General features: G+C 70.8%; 15 protein-coding genes. 9 read left to right on the forward strand and 6 right to left on the reverse strand.

Going from position 1 to position 15626, the window contains the following annotated elements:
• The first annotated feature begins 5 nt into the window (after positions 1 to 5).
• From glpK to proC, 3 genes are read left to right on the forward strand one after another with little or no spacing between them, the layout of a single operon-like run.
• Positions 6 to 1499 (forward strand): glycerol kinase GlpK, encoded by a 1494-nt coding sequence (glpK, locus tag DES41_RS16325; RefSeq protein ID WP_114468710.1) that lies wholly within the window; start codon positions 6 to 8, stop codon positions 1497 to 1499.
• Positions 1500 to 1511: 12 nt separating this feature from the next.
• Positions 1512 to 2651, forward strand: coding sequence for an esterase-like activity of phytase family protein (locus DES41_RS16330; RefSeq protein WP_114468711.1), 1140 nt, complete (start codon positions 1512 to 1514; stop codon positions 2649 to 2651).
• Entirely contained in the window at positions 2651 to 3478 is an 828-nt protein-coding gene (proC, locus tag DES41_RS16335) for a pyrroline-5-carboxylate reductase (RefSeq protein WP_114468712.1), read from the forward strand. Before DES41_RS16330 ends, proC begins: the two co-directional genes overlap by 1 nt.
• Here proC and ubiA read toward each other — a convergent pair whose 3' ends face one another.
• The 5 genes from ubiA to DES41_RS16360 all read right to left on the reverse strand — a co-directional run bounded on the left by ubiA (position 3479) and on the right by DES41_RS16360 (position 9034).
• Positions 3479 to 4420, reverse strand: a complete 942-nt coding sequence (ubiA, locus tag DES41_RS16340) for a 4-hydroxybenzoate octaprenyltransferase (protein ID WP_114468713.1) — start codon at positions 4418 to 4420, stop codon at positions 3479 to 3481.
• Positions 4421 to 4951 (reverse strand): Dps family protein, encoded by a 531-nt coding sequence (locus DES41_RS16345; protein ID WP_114468714.1) that lies wholly within the window; start codon positions 4949 to 4951, stop codon positions 4421 to 4423.
• Positions 4952 to 5042: 91 nt separating this feature from the next.
• Positions 5043 to 5996 (reverse strand): hydrogen peroxide-inducible genes activator, encoded by a 954-nt coding sequence (locus DES41_RS16350; protein ID WP_114468715.1) that lies wholly within the window; start codon positions 5994 to 5996, stop codon positions 5043 to 5045.
• Between the two features lie 21 nt (positions 5997 to 6017).
• On the reverse strand, positions 6018 to 8081 hold the full coding sequence (gene recG / locus DES41_RS16355) for an ATP-dependent DNA helicase RecG (protein WP_114468716.1): 2064 nt from the start codon (positions 8079 to 8081) through the stop codon (positions 6018 to 6020).
• On the reverse strand, positions 8075 to 9034 hold the full coding sequence (locus DES41_RS16360; protein ID WP_245965737.1) for a TIGR01777 family oxidoreductase: 960 nt from the start codon (positions 9032 to 9034) through the stop codon (positions 8075 to 8077). Before DES41_RS16360 ends, recG begins: the two co-directional genes overlap by 7 nt.
• An 81-nt stretch (positions 9035 to 9115) precedes the next feature.
• Here DES41_RS16360 and queA point away from each other — a divergent pair, with 81 nt between their 5' ends.
• The 4 genes from queA to vapC all read left to right on the forward strand — a co-directional run bounded on the left by queA (position 9116) and on the right by vapC (position 12337).
• Positions 9116 to 10222 carry a tRNA preQ1(34) S-adenosylmethionine ribosyltransferase-isomerase QueA gene (gene queA / locus DES41_RS16365; RefSeq protein WP_114468718.1) on the forward strand — a complete coding sequence of 369 codons (1107 nt, stop codon included), beginning with the start codon at positions 9116 to 9118 and terminating at the stop codon, positions 10220 to 10222.
• Positions 10223 to 10423: 201 nt separating this feature from the next.
• Positions 10424 to 11587, forward strand: coding sequence for a tRNA guanosine(34) transglycosylase Tgt (gene tgt / locus DES41_RS16370; RefSeq protein WP_114468719.1), 1164 nt, complete (start codon positions 10424 to 10426; stop codon positions 11585 to 11587).
• A 75-nt stretch (positions 11588 to 11662) separates the two neighbouring features.
• Positions 11663 to 11893 (forward strand): antitoxin, encoded by a 231-nt coding sequence (locus DES41_RS16375; protein ID WP_114468720.1) that lies wholly within the window; start codon positions 11663 to 11665, stop codon positions 11891 to 11893.
• A gap of 12 nt (positions 11894 to 11905) precedes the next feature.
• A complete protein-coding gene (vapC, locus tag DES41_RS16380; protein WP_114468721.1) occupies positions 11906 to 12337 on the forward strand; it encodes a type II toxin-antitoxin system tRNA(fMet)-specific endonuclease VapC in 432 nt (143 codons plus the stop codon).
• 6 nt (positions 12338 to 12343) lie between these two features.
• Here the strand turns inward: vapC and DES41_RS16385 are convergent, their stop codons facing one another.
• A complete protein-coding gene (locus DES41_RS16385; protein ID WP_114468722.1) occupies positions 12344 to 13294 on the reverse strand; it encodes a LysR family transcriptional regulator in 951 nt (316 codons plus the stop codon).
• Between the two features lie 110 nt (positions 13295 to 13404).
• Here DES41_RS16385 and DES41_RS16390 point away from each other — a divergent pair, with 110 nt between their 5' ends.
• Complete coding sequence (locus tag DES41_RS16390; RefSeq protein WP_114468723.1) at positions 13405 to 14520, forward strand: aryl-sulfate sulfotransferase; 1116 nt, start codon at positions 13405 to 13407, stop codon at positions 14518 to 14520.
• Between the two features lie 26 nt (positions 14521 to 14546).
• Entirely contained in the window at positions 14547 to 15524 is a 978-nt protein-coding gene (locus DES41_RS16395) for a Bug family tripartite tricarboxylate transporter substrate binding protein (protein ID WP_114469015.1), read from the forward strand.
• Positions 15525 to 15626 lie beyond the last annotated feature (102 nt).

Consider the following 15626-nt stretch of genomic DNA (forward strand, 5'->3'; position numbering starts at 1 on the left):
CATCGATGACCTACCTGCTCGCCCTGGACCAGGGCACCTCCAGTTCGCGCAGCATCGTGTTCGACGCGCGCGGCCAGGTCGTGGCCAGCGCACAGCAGGAGCTGCCGCAGATCTACCCGCAGCCCGGCTGGGTCGAGCACGACCCGCTGCTGATCTGGAGCACGCAGCTCGCCACGGCGCGCGAGGCCCTGGCCAAGGCAGGCCTCGCGGCACGCGAGGTGCGCGCGCTGGGCATCACCAACCAGCGCGAGACCACGGTGCTGTGGAACCGCAAGACCGGCCAGCCCGTGCACCACGCCATCGTCTGGCAGGACCGGCGCAGCGAGCCGCTGTGCGCCGAACTGCGTGCCCAGGGCAAGGCCGAATTCGTGCGTGAGCGCACCGGCCTGCTGATCGACGCCTACTTCTCGGCCACCAAGCTGCGCTGGCTGCTCGACAACGTGCCCGGCGTGCGGGCCCAGGCCGAGGCCGGCGAACTGGCCTTCGGCACCGTGGACAGCTGGCTGGTCTGGCAGCTGACCGGCGGCCGCGTGCACGCCACCGATGTGAGCAATGCCGCGCGCACCATGCTGTTCGACGTGCACCGCAACGCCTGGGACGACGAACTGCTGGCGCTGCTGAACATCCCCGCCGCGCTGCTGCCCGAGGTGCGTCCCTCCAGCGCGCTGTTCGGTGAGGCCGACACCGCCCTGCTCGGCCACGCCGTGCCGATCGCCGGCATCGCGGGCGACCAGCAGGCCGCGCTGTTCGGCCAGGCCTGCTTCACGCCCGGGCTCGCCAAGAACACCTACGGCACGGGCTGCTTCATGCTCATGAACACCGGCACGTCGTTCCTGCATTCGCGCAACGGCCTCATCACCACCAGCGCGGCGCAGACCGACGCCACGCCCGAATACGCGCTGGAAGGCGGCGTGTTCGTGGGCGGCGCCGTCGTGCAATGGCTGCGCGACGGCCTGCGGGCCATCCAGAGCAGCGGCGAGGTGCAGGCCTTGGCGCAGACCGTGCCCGATGCCGGCGGCGTGATGGTGGTGCCCGCCTTCACGGGCCTGGGCGCGCCCTATTGGAAGCCCGACGCGCGCGGCACCATCACCGGGCTCTCTCGCGGCAGCACGCTGGCCCACATCGCGCGTGCGTCGCTGGAGAGCATCGCCTACCAGAGCGCGGCCCTGCTCGAAGCCATGAGCCGTGACGCCGTGGCGGCCGGTGCGCCGCCGCTGGCCGAGTTGCGGGTGGATGGCGGGGCCGCCGTCAACGACATGCTCATGCAATTCCAGGCCGACCTGCTCGGCATCCCCGTGCTGCGCCCGGCCGTGACCGAGACCACGGCGCTCGGGGCGGCCTACCTGGCCGGCCTGGCCACCGGCGTGTTCGCCGGCCGCGACGAACTGGCCAGCCTGTGGCGCGTGGAGAGGCGCTTCCTGCCGACCCTGTCGCGCGCCCAGGCGGCCGAGCGCATGCAGGCCTGGGAACACGCCGTGCGCCAGGCCACGGCCGCGTAGACTCGCGGGCCGATGCCGCCCGCCAGACCTTCCAGCGCCTTCAGCCCGCGACGCCGCCAACTGCTGCTCGGTACCAGCGCCAGCCTGGCGCTGGGTGCCTGCAGCCACGCGGTCACCCCCGGCCCCCTCCGCCCCCCCGGCCTGCGCCTGATCGGCGAGGCCACCCTGCCCCACCGTCTGCGCTTTCGCGAGACCACCGTCGGCGGCCTCTCGGGCCTGGACTACGACCCGGCGCAAGACCTGTGGGTGGCCGTCAGCGACGACCCGCGCGGTGCGCGCTTCTACACGCTGCGCCTGCCGCTGTCGGCCGAGCGGCTGGGCACCCCAGAGCTACTGGACGTGACGCGCCTGGCCGCGCCGCCGCAGCCGGATGCCGAGGCCATCCGCTGGCGGCCCGGTGCCGGCACGCTGCTGTGGTCCACCGAGGGCGACGTGCGCCATGGCACGGCACCGTCCCTGCACGAATCCGCGCGCGACGGCCGGCTGTTGCGCAGCTTCACGCTGCCGCCGCACTTCGCGGTGGACCCTGCGGGCCGGCGCGGCCCACGCCACAACCTCGGCCTCGAAGGCCTGGCGCTGACAAGCGACGGCGGCCAGGCCTGGGTGGCGATGGAGAACGCGCTACTGCAGGACGGGCCCGAACCCACCGTGGGCCAACCCGGCGGACCGTGCCGCTTCACGCTGTTCGACTTGGCCAGCGGCCGCGCACTCGGCCAGCGCGCCTACATCCCCGAGCCCATCCCCCAGGCGCCCCGGGTGCCCGGCGTGTTCGCAGACAACGGTGTGTCGGAAGTGCTGATGCTGGACGCCGGCCGCATGCTGGTCCTCGAGCGCGCCTACGCCGTGGGCATGGGCAACACGCTGCGCCTGTTCCGCGTCGATCTGGCCAGCGGCGACGACACGCTGGCCGTCGACACACTCGTGCCGGGGCGCTTCCGGCCGCTGGCCAAGACACTGGTGGCCGACCTGTCGGCCTGGCTCGGTTCCGGTCTTTCGCGGCTGGACAATACCGAATCGCTGGCCTGGGGCCCCGTGCTGCCGGCCACCGCCGACCGGCCCGCGCAGCGCACGCTGGTGCTGCTCAGCGACGACAACTTCAACCCCGGCCAGGTCACGCAGTTCGTGGCCTTCGCCTTGACGGAACCCTTGTGATGCCCACCACCTTCGACACCACGATCGCCTTCATCGGCGGCGGCAACATGGCCAGCGCCATCATCGGCGGCCTGGTCCGCCAGGGCCTGCCGGCTGCGCGCGTGCGCGTGGTCGAGCCCTTCGCCGAGACCCGGGCCAAACTGCTGGCCGACCACGGCGTACAGGCGCTGGAGCACGCCGGCCCGGCGCTGGCCGACGCCGGCCTCGTGGTCTGGGCCGTCAAGCCCCAGGTGTTCGCCGAAGCCGCCGCGCCTGTGCGTGCGCACGCCGCCGGCGCGCTGCACCTGAGCGTGGCAGCCGGCATCCGCAGCGACAGCATCGCGCGGTGGTTGGGCAGCGAACGCATCGTGCGCGCCATGCCCAACACGCCGGCGCTGGTGGGACTGGGCATGACGGGATTGTTCGCGCGCGACGCCGTCAGCGCGGCCGACCGCGCCCAGGTCGAGCAGGTCGTCGCCACGACGGGCGCGGCGCTGTGGGTCGAGCAGGAAGCGCAGCTCGATGCCGTAACTGCGCTGTCGGGCTCGGGCCCGGCCTACGTGTTCTATTTCCTCGAAGCCATGGTGCAGGCCGGCAGCGCCATGGGCCTGTCGGCCGCACAGGCCCAGCAGTTGGCCATCGGCACCTTCGCCGGCGCGGCCGAACTGGCGCGCCGCTCGGACGAGCCATTGGCGACCTTGCGCCAGCGTGTGACCTCCAAGGGCGGCACCACCTATGCGGCGATCACTTCGATGCAGGATGCCGGCGTGGGCCCGGCGTTCGAGCGTGCGATGCAGGCGGCCGAACAACGCGCCAGGGAACTGGGCGACGAGTTCGGCAAGGCCTGATCAGGCGAAGGTGTAGCCGGCCACGATGCCGGCGAACACCGCGAACCCCAGCCAGTGGTTGAGCCGGAAGGCCTTGAAGCAGCCTTCGCGCGTGCGGCCCTTGATCAGCGTGGCATGCCACAGCACCTGCGCCGCAGCGGCCACGATGCCGGCGTAGAACAGCCAGCCCGGCACCAGCGACCGCAGCGCCAGCGTCCAGATCGCCAGGAACAGCGCATAGCTCGCCAGCACGCCCGCCACGTCGAAGCGGCCCAGCGTGATGGCCGAGGTCTTCATGCCGATCTTGAGGTCGTCGTCGCGGTCGACCATGGCGTACTCGGTGTCGTAGGCGATCACCCAGAACAGGTTGCCCAGCAGCAGCAGCCAGGCCAACGGCGGCACGCTGGCCCAGGCAGCGGACAGGCTGAACGCGCCGCCTGTGGCCAACTCCCACGGCGGCCCGCCGCGCACGGCCGAGAACGCCATCGGAATGCCGAAGCTGAAGGCCACGCCCAGAACGGCCTGCGGCATGGACACGTAGCGCTTGGCGAACGGGTAGATGAGCGTGACGGCCAGCGCCGCGAACGACCAGGCGATGGTGGCCAGGTTGGTCGTCAGCACCAGGCCGAAGGCCGCCAGCGCCAGCCCTGCGCCGAACAGCAAGGCCTCGCGCGGCGAGATGCGCCCGCTGGTCACGGGCCGCTGGGCGGTGCGCTTGACGTGGCGGTCGAAGTCGCGGTCGGCCACGTCGTTGACGCAGCAACCGGCGCTGCGCATGAGGACGGTGCCCAGCACGAACACGGCAAGCAGGTGCCAGCCCGGGAATCCGCCCGCTGCGATCCACAGCGCACCCAGCGAGGGCCACAGCAGCAACAGCCAGCCCGCCGGACGGTTCCAGCGGATCAAGTCCAGGTACAGCGCCAGCCGCCCCGGGCTGGAGGGCGCTGGCAGGGTCGCCGCCAATTACTCCTCGAGCAGCGAGCGCAGCATCCAGGCGGTCTGCTCGTGCACGGTCAGGCGCTGGGTCAGCAGGTCGGCCGTGGGCTCGTCGCTGGCCTTGTCGGCCACCGGGAACAGCTCGCGCGCGGTGCGCGCCACGGCCTCGTGGCCCTTGACCAGGATGCGCACCATCTCGAGCGCCGCCGGCGGCTCGGTCGGCGCGTCGGCCAGGCTGGTCAGCGCGCCGAACTGGGCGTACGAGCCCGGTGCCTTGTGGCCCAGCGAGCGGATGCGCTCGGCCACTGGGTCCACCGCGTTCCACAGTTCGGTGTACTGGCCCATGAACATCGCGTGCAGCGTGTTGAACATGGGGCCGGTCACGTTCCAGTGGAAGTTGTGCGTGGTCAGGTACAGCGTGTAGGTGTCGGCCAGCAGGCGCGACAGGCCCTTGGCGATGGCCTCGCGGTCCTTGTCGTTGATGCCGATGTTGATCGCCGGCGCGCCGCCGGTGGGCAGTGCGATGAGCTGGGTGGTGCCGGACTTCTTCTTGGCCATGTCGTGCTCCTGTTGAGGCAAAGGGTGGTTTTTTAACATGCGGGCGTTTCGCGGCAACCCCCAGTCGGGCTATGCCGGCGATAGCCTTGCGTCAGGACAGGCGCTTGACGCCCGGCAGCTCGCAGGCGTAGATGGCGTTGCGCAGCGCGGCGATGGCCTCGTAACGCGTGAAGCTGCGGCGCCAGGCCAGCACCACGCGGCGCGTGGGCGGGTCGCCATCGAAGGGCAGGTACTTCACATAGGGCTCGTCGGCGCGCCTGCGCTTGCCCTTGCGCTCCAGCGCCTCGCTGGGCACGCCCAGGCGCGGCACCAGGGTCACGCCCATGCCCGCCGCCACCATGTGCTTGATGGTCTCCAGCGAGGAGCCCTCGAAGCTGCGGCGGATGCCCTCGGCGTCGCTGGAAAAACGCGCGAACTCGGGGCAGACCTCCAGCACGTGGTCGCGGAAACAGTGCCCGTTGCCCAGCAGCAGCATGGTCTCGCTCTTGAGCTGGGCCGAGGTGATGTGGTCTTGCGTGGCCAGCGGGTGGCTGGTGGGCACCACGGCAACGAAGGGCTCGTCGTAAAGCGGCGCGATCGCCAGGCCGGCGTCGGGGAAGGGCTCGGCCATGATGGCGCAATCGAGTTCGCCCGTGCGCACCGACTCCAGCAGCTTGACCGTGAAGTTCTCCTGAAGCATGAGCGGCATCTGCGGCGTGCGCGCGATGGCCTGGCGCACCAGGTCGGGCAGCAGGTAGGGCGCGATGGTGTAGATCACGCCGAGCTTGAGCGGGCCGGCCAGCGGGTCCTTGCCGCGCTTGGCGATCTCCTTGATGTTGGCCGCCTGCTCCAGCACGCTCTGCGCCTGGCGCACGATTTCGTCGCCCAGCGGCGTGACCGTGACCTCGTTGGCGCTGCGTTCGAACAGCTTGAGGTCCAGCTCCTCCTCGAGCTTCTTGATGGCCACCGACAGCGTGGGCTGCGAGACGAAGCAGGCTTCGGCGGCCTTGCCGAAGTGCTTCTCGCGGGCAACGGCCACGATGTACTTGAGTTCCGTCAGCGTCATGCCGCCATTGTCTCCGGCCTGCTAGGCCTTGAGAAATTCCGCTTTTCCGCCAAGCCATCTGTGCACGTGGCGCTCGGCCAGATCGGGGTGGGCATCGAGCATCTGCGGCGCCAGTTCGCGCGCCCAGGCCAGCAGCGCCGCGTCTTCCTCCAGGTCGGCGAAGCGCAGCAGCGGCGCGCCGGACTGGCGCTCGCCCAGAAACTCGCCGGGGCCGCGGATCTCCAGGTCGCGCCGCGCGATCTCGAAGCCGTCGGTGGTCTCGGCCATGGCCTTGAGCCGTGCGCGCGCGGTCTCGCCCAGGCGCGGCGCATCGCCGGTGGCGTACAGCAGCACGCACGCCGAGGCCGCTGCGCCGCGGCCCACGCGCCCGCGCAGCTGGTGCAGCTGCGACAGGCCGAAGCGCTCGGCATGCTCGATGACCATCAGCGAGGCGTTGGGCACGTCCACGCCGACCTCGATCACCGTGGTGCTGACCAGCACGCCCATGAGGCCCTCGGTGAACAGCGCCATGACGGCCTTCTTCTCGGCGGGCGCCATGCGCGCGTGCAGCAGGCCGACCAGCACGCCGGGCAGCGCGTCGGACAGCTCGGCGTGCGTGGCCGTGGCGTTGACGAGGTCGACGGCCTCGCTCTCCTCGATCAGCGGGCAGACCCAGTAGACCTGCCGGCCCTCGCGCAGCTGCTCGCCGATGCGCGCGACCACCTCGTCGCGCCGGCCCTCGTTCACCACGCGCGTGACCACCGGCGTGCGCCCCGGCGGCAGCTCGTCGATGGTGGAGACGTCCAGGTCGGCGTAGTAGCTCATGGCCAACGTGCGCGGGATGGGCGTCGCGCTCATCATCAGCAGGTGCGGCTCCTGACCATCGCGCGCCAGCTTGCCGCGCAGGGCCAGGCGCTGCGCCACGCCGAAGCGGTGCTGTTCATCGATGACGGCCAGCGCCAGGCGCTGGAACTGCACCTTGTCCTGGATCACGGCATGGGTGCCGACGACCAGCGCGGCCTCGCCGCTGGCGATGCGCGCGAGCACGGCTTCGCGCTCCTTCTTCTTCTGCCCCCCGCCCAGCCAGGCAATGCCACGGCCGCGCGCGGCCAGCAGCGGCTCCAGCCAGTCGGCGAGCTTGCGGAAATGCTGCTCGGCCAGGATCTCGGTGGGCGCCATCAGTGCGCACTGCCAACCGGCGTCCATGCAAACCGCAGCGGCCAGCGCGGCTACCACCGTCTTGCCCGAGCCCACGTCGCCCTGCAGCAGGCGGTGCATCGGCTGCGGCTTCGCCAGGTCGGCGGTGATCTCGGCCACCACGCGCTGCTGCGCGCCCGTCAGTGCGAAGGGCAACGCCGCCAGCAGCCCGTCGTGCACGGCGCCGGCCATGGCTTGCAGTCGCGGCGCACGCAGCTGGTCGCGCTCGCGCTTGGCGGTCAGCTGCGACAGCTGCTGCGCCAGCAGTTCCTCGGCCTTGAGCCGTTGCCAGGCCGGGTGGCTGCGGTCTTCCAGCGCGGCCAGCGAGACCTCGGGCGTGGGGTGGTGCAGGAAGTCGAGCGCCGTGCGCAGGCTCCAGTGCGCATGTTGCACCTGCGCCGGCAGCGTCTCCGACAGATCGGCCCGCGCCAGGCCGGCCAGCACCGCCTTGCGCAGGTAGCTCTGCGGCAGGCCGGCCGTGGTCGGGTAGACCGGCGTCAGCGCGGTGGGCAGCTCGCCGGTGTCGGGCCGGAACTGCGGATGCAGCATCTGCCGCCCGGCGAAGCCGCCGCGCACCTCGCCGCGCACGCGGATGCGCGCACCAGGCGCCAGCGCCTTCTGGTGCGAAGGGTAGAAGCTGAAGAAGCGCAACAGGCAGCGGTCGGTGCCGTCGTCCACGGTCACGAGCAGCTGGCGGCGCGGGCCGGGCCGGATCTCGCTGCCGACCACCGTGGCGGCGATCTGCACGACATCGCCATCGTGCGTGTCGGCCAGCGCCGTGATGCGGGTCTCGTCCTCGTAGCGCAGCGGCAGGTGCAGCGCCAGGTCGATCGGGCGCCGCAGGCCCAGCTTGCGCAGCGCACGCTGCGCCGGACTCTCGCGCGATCGGTCGACAGCCACGCTCAGCAAAGGTCTGCGAGCGCGGCGCCGACGTCCGGGAAACGGAACGCGAAGCCGCTGGCCAGCAGCTGGCGTGGCACCACGCGCTGGCCCTCGGTCAGCAGCTCGGCCTGCTCGCCCAGCGCCAGGCGCAGCGGCAAACCCGGCGTGGGCAACCAGCTGGGCCGACCCAGTTGCCGGGCCGCGGCACGGCTGAACTCGGCCTGGCGCAGTGCGCCGGGCGCGGTGACGTTGTAGACCGGCGTGGCCGGCGGCTGGCCTGCGGCCCGCGCGGCATCCGCCAGCGTCCAGGTGTGGGCGATGGCGCGCAGCAGGTCGTGCACATGCACCCAGCTGAACCATTGCCGCCCGCCGGCCAGCGGACCGCCCAGCCCCAGGCGGACCGGCAGCAGCATCTGCGGCAACGCGCCCTCGCGCCCCAGCACCACGCCGAAGCGCAGCCGCACGACGGCCAGGCCGAACTCTGCGGCACGCAAGGCCGCCTGCTCCCAGCGCTGGCACAGCTCGGACATGAACATCGGCTGCGGTGGCGCCGTCTCGTCCAGGGCCGCGTCGTTGCCGGCCGGCTGCACGCCGTAGTAGCCGATGGCCGACGCCGACAGCAGCAGCCAGGGCCTGTGCGGCTGCGCGGCGATCCAGTCGACCAGTTGGCGCGTGAGCCCTTCGCGGCTGGCCAGCAGTGTGGCGCGGCGCGACGCCGTCCACGGCCAGCCCAGGATGCGCGCACCGGCCAGGTTGACGACCACGTCGCACGGCGCGAGCTGCTGCAAGGTGGCCACGCAGGCCACGCCGTCGCCGAAGCGGCGCGCCGAGGCCGCCGGGTCGCGCGTCCACACGCTCACGCGGTGCCCGTCCTGCACAAGGGCCCGCACCAGCAGGCGGCCGATGAAGCCGGTGCCCCCGGTCACCAGCACGTGCTGCGGACCGGAGCCGAAGCGGATGGGAGTGCTGGCAGAGGACATGGAAGGCATTGTGCCCGCCGCCTCCGGGGCCATGGGAGAATCCCGCCCCTTCTTGGAACGGGCCTGTCCGGCCCTCAAGCCATGCGCTCCTACACCCTGTCCGATTTCGATTTCTCGCTGCCTCCCGAACTGGTGGCGCAACACCCGGCCTGCGAACGCAGCGCCTCGCGCCTGCTCGATGGCCGCAGTTCCCCCGCCACCGATCGCGTGTTCCGCGAGCTGCCCGGCCTGCTCCAGGCCGGCGACCTGCTGGTGTTCAACGACACCCAGGTGATCAAGGCCCGACTGTTCGGCGAGAAGCCCAGCGGCGGCAAGCTCGAACTGCTGGTCGAGCGCGTGCTCGTGGGCAACCAGGTCGTGGCCCACATGAAGGTCAGCAAGAAGCCGCCGGTCGGCACGGTGCTGCACATGGCGGGCGGCTTCACGGCGCAACTGCTGGGCCGCTGGCCCGAGGACGACGGCCCGCTGTTCCGCCTGGCGTTCACCGGCCCGGCCGGCGAGACGCCGCACGACCTGATGGCAGCACACGGCCACGTGCCGCTGCCGCCCTACATCACGCACACCGATTCGGCCGAGGACGCCCAGCGCTACCAGACCGTGTTCGCGCGTGCGCCCGGCGCGGTGGCTGCGCCGACGGCCGCGCTGCACTTCGACGAAGCCGTGCTGGCAGCACTGGACGCCCGGGGCGTGGGGCGCGCCAGCGTCACGCTGCACGTGGGCGCAGGCACGTTCCAACCCGTCAAGACCGAGGACCTGGACGACCACCGCATGCACAGCGAGTGGTACGCGATCCCGCCCGCCACGCTGGCGGCGCTGGAGCGCACGCGCACCAACGGCGGCCGCATCCTGGCCGTGGGCACGACCACGGTGCGCACGCTGGAGTCCTGGGCCCAGAGCGGCCAGACCGAGGGCGAGACCAGCATCTTCATCCGCCCGGGCCACCGCTTCCAGGTGGTGGACCTGCTGCTGACCAACTTCCACCTGCCCAAGTCCACGCTCATGATGCTGGTCTCCGCCTTCGCGGGCTACGAGCACATCATGGGCCTGTACCGCCACGCCATAGCCCAGGGCTACCGCTTCTTCAGCTATGGCGACGCCATGCTGCTTGAAGGAGCGTGGTCGGCAGAAATGCGGGCCCGCGCCGGGGCGAGTGGCGGCGCAAGCCGAGGCGCCGGGGAGGCCGTGTGATGCATCACACAACGAGCCGGCAACGAAGGATGGCGCCGCCAATCGCCCCGGCCCGAAGGGTGGGGCCTGCAAGGGGGCGCATGCGTCGTTGCCGTCCTTGCGCAGGCGGCCAGCCCGCGCTGCGGCCGGCGCCTAGCCTGCACCCCCTTGCAGGCCCCACGCGGGCCCGTATTTCTGCCGACCACGCTCCCAGAGACGACCATGCTGCAATTTGACCTGCTGAACACCGACCCCGACAGCCACGCCCGCCGCGGCACGCTCACGCTGAACCACGGCGTGGTGCAGACGCCCATCTTCATGCCCGTGGGCACCTACGGCACGGTCAAGGGCGTGATGCCGCGTTCGCTCGAAGAGATGGGTGCGCAGATCATCCTGGGCAACACCTTCCACCTGTGGATGCGCCCGGGCCTGGACGTGGTGCGCCACTTCGGCGGCCTGCACCGCTTCGAGGTGTGGAACAAGCCCATCCTGACGGACTCGGGCGGTTTCCAGGTCTGGAGCCTGGGCGCCATGCGCAAGATCAGCGAGGAGGGCGTGAAGTTCGCCTCGCCCGTCAACGGCGACAAGCTGTTCCTGACGCCCGAGATCAGCATGGAGATCCAGACCATCCTGAACAGCGACATCGTGATGCAGTTCGACGAGTGCACGCCCTACGACACCAAGGGCCACATCACGACCGAGGCCGAGGCCCGCACCTCGATGGAACTCAGCGTGCGCTGGGCCAGGCGCTGCCAGGCCGAATTCGCGCGGTTGCAGAACCCGAACGCGCTGTTCGGCATCGTGCAGGGCGGCATGTTCGAGCACCTGCGCGAGGAATCGCTCGCGCAGCTGGTGGAGATGGATTTCCCGGGCTATGCGATCGGCGGCGTCAGCGTGGGCGAGCCCAAGCCCGAAATGCTGCGCATCATGGCGCACACGCCGCACCGGTTGCCGGCGCACAAGCCGCGCTATCTGATGGGCGTGGGCACGCCCGAAGACCTGGTCGAGGGCGTGGCCCAGGGCGTAGACATGTTCGACTGCGTGATGCCCACGCGCAACGCGCGCAACGGCACCATCTTCACCCGCTACGGCGACCTCAAGATCCGCAACGCCAAGCACCGCAGCGACGAGCGCCCGCTGGACGAAACCTGCACCTGCCATGCCTGCGCCGGCACCAGCGGCGTGGCCAAAGGGGCGGGCGGCTTCTCGCGCGCCTATTTGCACCATCTGGACCGCTGCGGCGAGATGCTGGGGCCGATGCTGACGACCATCCACAACCTGCACTATTACCTGAGCCTGATGGCCGAGATCCGCGCGGCGCTGGAAGCAGGCACCTTCACGGAGTTCCGCGCGCAGTTCGCACGCGACAGGGCGCGCGGCGTCTGAGGTCTGGCAGGTGGCTGCACGGCCTGCGCGCGCGATGTATATACTCAATGTAGATACATACCGCAGGAGCCGCCCATGACCTTCGCCCGCGTCTTTCAGTCCGGCAACAGCCAGGCCGTCCGGCTGCCCAGGGAGTTCCGCCTGGATGTGGACCAGGTGGAGATCTTCCGCCAGGGCGATGACATCGTGCTGCGCCAGACACCGCCACCCGCCACCGCGGTGTTCGACCTGCTGGCCAGCCTGCCGCCGGACTTCATGGCAGAGGGTCGGGACGATGCCCCGCCGCAGGAGCGCGACGCGTTCTGAGCCAGCTGCTCCATGGCCCGCGCCGCCGTCCGCTACCTGCTGGACACCAACATCTGCATCTATATCGCCAAGAGCCAGCCGCCTGCGGTGCGCCGGCATTTCGAGCGGCATGCCCTGGGCAGCCTGGCCATGTCCGCGATCACGGTGGGCGAACTGCGCTTCGGCGCCGAGAAAAGCCAGGCCCGGGACCGTGCGCTGGCCACCATCGCGCAGCTGGTCCTGACCATCCAGCCCTGCCCCCTCCCGGTGGCAGCCGCCGAGCACTACGGCGACATCCGCGCATGCCTGCAGCGGCTCGGCCAGCCGATCGGCAACAACGACCTCTGGCTGGCAGCGCACGCGCGTGCCGAGGGCTGGGTGCTGGTGACGCACAACACCCGGGAGTTAACGCGCGTACCGGGCCTGCGGCTGGAGGATTGGGCCGAAGCGCCGGCCGGCGGCTGATCTTGCTCAGTTCGCGAAGGCCTGCAAGCGCAGTGCATGCTGCGTGTCGAAGCGGCCGCGGATGGTGTTGATCTCCACGTCCAGCGCTTCGAGGAACAGGCCCATCGCCACCGCCGTGGAATAGCCCGAGCGCTGGTAGATGCAGCTGTGCAGCGCGGCGCCCTGGTCTTCCAGGCCCACCCACACCAGCCGGCCGGCCTCCACGTCCTCGGCCACGTTGTCGGGCACCAGGAAGCTCACGGCCTGGCTGCCGGCCACCAGCCGCCGCACCATCGGCACCGAGCTCGTCTCCACCAGCGGCCGGCCCAGCCGCGTGAGCCGCGGGTCCACCCGCTCGAGCAGGCTGCGCAGCTCCATCTCGGGTGACAGCATGATCAGCGAATGGTCCAGACAGTCGCGCAGGCGCAGCAGGCGTGGCGCGGCCGTGAGGGGGTGGCCGGGCGCCGTGACCACGCCCAGCGGCTGCGCGTAGGCGCGCACCTCCTCCACGCCGGGCGGCGGCTTGCGGCGCAGGCAGAAGGCGACGTCGATCTCGCCGTTGGCCACCCAGCGCTGCAGCGCCTCGCCGTTGCCCGAACGCACACTGAACGTGATGTCGGGATGGCTCTTCTGCACGTTCTCGATCACCTGCGGCAAGAGGTGCTCGGCCGTGGCATAGGGCACGCCCACGTTGACATGGCCGCGCCGCACCTGGCGCAGGTCTTCCACCTGCGACAGCGCGTTGTCGAAGTCGCGCTGGCTGCGGCGCACGGCCGCGATCATGAGTTCGCCGGCCGTCGTCAACTGCATGCCGCGCGGCAGGCGGTCGAACAGCGGCACGCCCACGGTGGCTTCCAGGTTCAGCACCTGCTGGTTCACGGCGGCGGCCGTGAGGTGCAGCGTCTCGGCCGCCTTGCGCACCGAGCCGCGGCGCGCGACCTCGTCGAAGCAGCGGAAGGCCTGGGAGATCGCGGGCATCGGCCGAGTGTAAGAAAAAAGTTGACGCCCATGCAAAAACGTTTCGCTATTCCAGACGCAAGGCGGTCCCCAGAATTCGCTCCATCGCAACCCCTTGCAGGAGCAATCCCATGGCCACCACCGTCGACCAGATCACCCAACGCCGCCGCGGCGTCGGCCTCATTGCCCACGACCCCGCCGCCAGCGCCGGCGGCTACACGCTGATCGCGCCGCAGACGGCTGGCGGCAAGGTCTACCTGATCGACATCGAAGGCCGGGTGGCGCATGAGTGGCAGATGCCCGTGCGCGCGGGCCGCCATGCCGTGATCCTGCCCAATGGCAACCTGGGCTACAACGGCAACCACGCCGATTCGCCCGACCGCTATGCACCCTGGTCGATGTGGCACGGCGGTGATTTCTACGAGGTCACGCCGGCCGGCGAAACCGTCTGGCGCTACCAGGATCCGGCCCACCACCACGACGCGCAGTGGCTGCCCAACGGCAACCTGCTTTACGCGGCCTGCGCGCCGGTGCCAGAGGGCTTCGCCGCGCGCGTGCCTGGCGGCACCGCCCACGGCGAGAACGAGACGATGTACGGCGACGTCATCCGCGAGGTCGATCGCGCCGGCAAGCTGGTCTGGGAGTGGAAGGCCTGGGAGCATCTGAACCCCGAGGACTTCCCGATCCATCCCGGCTTCGGCCGCTACCACTGGCCGCTGGTCAACGGCCTGGGCGTGCAGGCCGACGGCACGGTGCTCATGAGCCTGCGCACCACGGCCGGCATCATCGGCGTGGACAAGGCCAGCGGCGCTGTGCAGCAGCACATCCCGCCCTCGGTGGTCTCGCACCAGCATGCGCCGGTGCCGCTGCCCAACGGCAATGTGCTGGCCTTCGACAACGGCAACTTCCGCGAGGGCGCGCACGTGGGCTTTTCGCGCGTGGTCGAGGTCGACCCGCGCAGCAACGCCGTCGTCTGGAGCTACCAGGACGAGATGGTCAACGCGTTCTACACGGCCTTCATGGGCAACGCCCAGCGGCTGTGGAACGGCAACACCCACATCACCGAATCGGCCACGGGCCGGCTGTTCGAGGTCAATCCCCAGGGCGAGGTGGTCTGGGAATTCATCCTGCCCTGGTTTGCCGAATACCCCGACGCGGCCGCGCGCAAGACCGGCCCGGGCCGGCTCAACAGCGTGTTCCAGACCTTCCGCTATCCGGCCTCGGCGCTGCCCTGGCTCAAGGCGTGATTCCTGCTTTCCACGAGATGCCCACCATGCCCATCACCCGTCGCCTCGCATCCGCCCTGATGCTCACTCTGCCGCTGCTGGCCCAGGCCCAGGGCGGCTCCTGGCCGAGCCAGCCCATCGTCGCCGTCGTGCCGTTCTCGGCCGGCGGCAGCGTGGACGTGGCCGCCCGCGTCGTCATGCCCCGGCTGGCCGAACGCCTGGGCCAGCCCGTGGTGGTCGAGAACACCGTGGGCGCCTCCGGCACCATCGCCACGCAGCGCGTGATCAAGGCCAAGGCCGATGGCTACACCCTGCTGTTCGGCGTGGCCAGCCCGGTCACGGTGGCGCCGCTGGTTTCGCCCGGCCGCTTCAAGTACGACGGGCTCAAGGAGCTGCTGCCCGTGGTGCCCGTTGCGGCCTCGGCCTTCGTGCTGGTCGGCCGGCCGGACCTGCCTGCGGCCAACGCGGCTGAACTCGTCAAACTCGTGCGCAGCCAGCCCGGCAAGTTCAACTTCGGCACCGACGGTGTGGGTACCAGCCTGCACGTGACGGCCGAGATGCTCAAGCAGAAGGCCGCGCTCGACATGGTCCACGTGCCCTACAAGTCCGGCCCGCAGGTGCTGACCGAACTGGCCGGTGGCCAGATCGATCTGGCGGTGCTGCCCGTGGCGCTGGCCCAGGGCATGGTGCGCGAGGGCAAGGTCAAGGGCTACGGCGTCACCTCGCGCCAGCGCGCCGCCACCTTGCCGGACACGCCCAGCCTGTCGGAGACGGCCGCATTCGCGGGCCTGGACGTGCTGGCCTGGCAGGGCCTGCTGCTGCCGGCCGGCACCGATGCCGCCATCGCGGCCCGGCTGGCGCGCGAGACCGCCGCCGTGCTGGCCGAGCCGGACACGCAGCGCCGCCTGGCCGACGCCGGCTTTGCGCCGATGGCCATGACGCAGGCCCAGTTCGCCGACTACCTCGCGCAGGAGAAGAAGGAACTGGCAGCAACCATCGCCGCGGCCCGGATCACCGTGGATTGACGCATGGCCGTCGGGGCCGAAAGGGCTCCGGAGTCGCGCTACGGCGGGTGTCTATACTTTTCAGCTCCGCCCTATCCCGAGCCCGCGTGCGCTGACCGGCCG

It is taken from the genome of Pseudorhodoferax soli, assembly GCF_003337555.1.
GTDB lineage: Bacteria > Pseudomonadota > Gammaproteobacteria > Burkholderiales > Burkholderiaceae_C > Pseudorhodoferax > Pseudorhodoferax soli.